A 2,468-nucleotide genomic window follows, 5' to 3' on the forward strand; every position below is an offset into this window, starting at 1 on the left:
GGGCGCACCACACTCACTCTGGGCGAGGGCATGACCGGGATGTCTGAAAATGTGTTTATCGATGTGAAAAACCGCTCGCTCAGCATCACCGCAGAGGTCGATTCACCGGAAAAAGGAGCTCAGGGCGCGATCCTGGTGCAAGGCGGGCGCTTCGGCGGTTGGGCGCTGTGCGTGCAAGACGGCGTCCCGGCTTACCATTACAATTTTCTCAACATCAAGCGCTTCTCGGTGGTGGCCGATAAGCCGCTGCCTGCGGGCAAAGCAACGATCCGCTTTGAATTCGCCTACGATGGCGGCGGATTGGGTCGCGGCGGCAGCGGCACGCTATTTGTCAACGACCAGAAAGTCGGCGAAGGCCGCATCGAGCGCACCCAGCCACTGCTATTCTCTGCCGATGAAACGGCAGACGTCGGGATCGATCTGCACACCCCGGTGGTCGATGCCATCGGAGCCGGCCAGGCATCGCGTTTCAGCGGGAAAATCCAAAGCGTCACCGTAGAGCTAAAACCCGGATAAGGGTTTTGCATCACAGCCCGGGTTGGCCGCCAGGCCTACCCCGGGTGAAACCGCGAAAGAGCCATTCCTTCGCGCTCGCCAACAAAGACACAACCCCGATTGGGGTTGAATACAGAATGACACCGCTACCAAGGGTAGGCTTTTCAGCCAACCCTTGGCTAGGATGCGCAATCCCGTCGGGATTGTTCAGAGAGCTAAGATTTCACAAACCCTGCTGGGCGGTAGCGATGTGCGACCGAGCAACCCGCTTGTGAAAAAGCCTCCCCATTAAAACCCTGATAGGGGTTTTGCATCACAGCCCGGGGTTGGCCGCCAGGCCTACCCCGGGTGCAGCCGCGAAATGATCCACCAACCCTGAAAGGGTTGTGCAGGGGCGTAGAGATCATTTCTTTTGATACCGCGCTGGACGTGAGAAGCGGATTCCTCCTAATTCGTGCCGCGTTTCCAACGAGCGCATTGAAGACGCCGCCGTGGCGGAATGGTAGACGCCACGGACTTAAAATCCGTTGAGGGGCAACCCTCGTGGGGGTTCGAGTCCCCCCGGCGGCATTCTCAACCTCACTGGATGGTTAGAAAGAATGGCTTGTAAGGTTTTCCGCCATCGTGAGAACGGCAGTCTTTTTTGCTCCATTTCCTCGCAGCGCGACCTTCATCAGCGGATGCCAAAGCCGAGAGTGCGGGCCTGTTTGCGAAACGCAGGAAGCCCGTTCTCACGCACCGCAAGGGTGGTTTCGCCGGCGCGGAAGCAAAACTTGGCAAGTTCCTTGCGGGTGGCGAGCAGCTCTGCGGTGCGTGCGTCCCGGCATTCAAAAATCACCGCATTCCCGCATTCTCGGATCGCCCCGCCGTTTTCATGGGCTTGTTTGAGAAACTCCTCTATCGTCGCAGGCAGTGGCTGGTCATCGCGTTCGCGCAGGAAGCATAAAAATTGAGCGGGGTCATGTCCGGCCTGAACGGCATCAAGGGCACGGGACTCGTCCACACGGAAGAGCTTTTCTCCCATCGGCTCGCTCCAAGTTTCCAGTTGCACGTGCTCTGCAGGCGAAAGATTTCCAGAAGTCACGCAGATGGTTCCATCGCTTAGTACGCTGAGTCGGACTTGTGGCTCCGGTCGCGAGGGCTGAAATGAAATTTGACCATTGCTCAAACAATGGGCTCCAAGAGGATTGATGCGAAACGCACTGAGGCCGTCATAACGCGAGAGCCACATGTAATTGTCCATGCCCCATTGATCCACCTTTCTGACACCGCTTGGCTGAGTGAAGGCGATGTCTATGAGGCCGAGCGTGGCCGCGTATTCCATGAGAAAACAGAGAATGTAGCGGTCTTGGAGCACGTCCCATCCGCCGTAGCCGGAATAACCAAGAGCACCGTATTGACGGTCGTCGATGTACAATTTCCAAGGGTCGTTAGAGACCTCAAACATGTGGCCTGCGGCTCGCATATAGCTTGAGAATGCGTCAAACGAGACCCATTGACCGTGCGGACAATCGAAGAGCGCATCGACCACGGTGGAGCGGCGCTGGTATCGCGCGGTGAGCGCCCCTTTCACGGATTGGCCTTTGATGATTTCGATGCGGTTAAACTCGTCGAAGCTTTTGTTAGTTAGCCATTTCTGCCAGATTTCGAGAATCAACTCCGATGGCGAAAGGGCGATTGCCTTACGGCCTTTCGGGGTCAATGCGGATTTGGTTCCGCTCATCGTGATCAGTCCAGCGGCGAGCAGAAGGCGGGTCCAGCCGACGGGTTTGATCGGGCCGATTTCCTGATGCCATGGTTCTTTAGGCTGCATGTGGTCGGTTTCAGCAGGAAACCAATCACCGGCGGCGAGTAGCGGATTGATTGCTCCCAGCGTGGTTTTGGCTGGCATGCCGGTCGCTTGGCCGAAGCGCAGGCCTCCACTGGCCGCGAGCTGTAGCAGTGCGCCTACTTCTAATAGTGCTTCATATTCA

Annotated in this window: 1 protein-coding gene, 1 tRNA gene and 1 pseudogene; 2 read left to right on the forward strand and 1 reads right to left on the reverse strand. The window is 57.2% G+C overall.

The annotated features are described in order from the left end of the window. Together AC6T8Q_RS03400 and AC6T8Q_RS03405 are read left to right on the forward strand one after the other, a co-directional pair. Window positions 1-516, forward strand: a pseudogene (locus tag AC6T8Q_RS03400) (arylsulfatase); the annotation flags it as partial. Between the two features lie 464 nt (window positions 517-980). Then, window positions 981-1,065: transfer RNA gene (locus AC6T8Q_RS03405), tRNA-Leu, on the forward strand. 103 nt (window positions 1,066-1,168) lie between these two features. Here the strand turns inward: AC6T8Q_RS03405 and AC6T8Q_RS03410 are convergent. Further along, a partial coding sequence (locus AC6T8Q_RS03410; protein WP_500677742.1) for a hypothetical protein occupies window positions 1,169-2,468 on the reverse strand: 1,300 nt, incomplete at its 5' end.

Origin of the sequence: Bythopirellula sp. (assembly GCF_041737835.1) — a bacterium.
In the GTDB taxonomy this organism is placed as follows: Bacteria; Planctomycetota; Planctomycetia; order Pirellulales; family Lacipirellulaceae; genus Bythopirellula.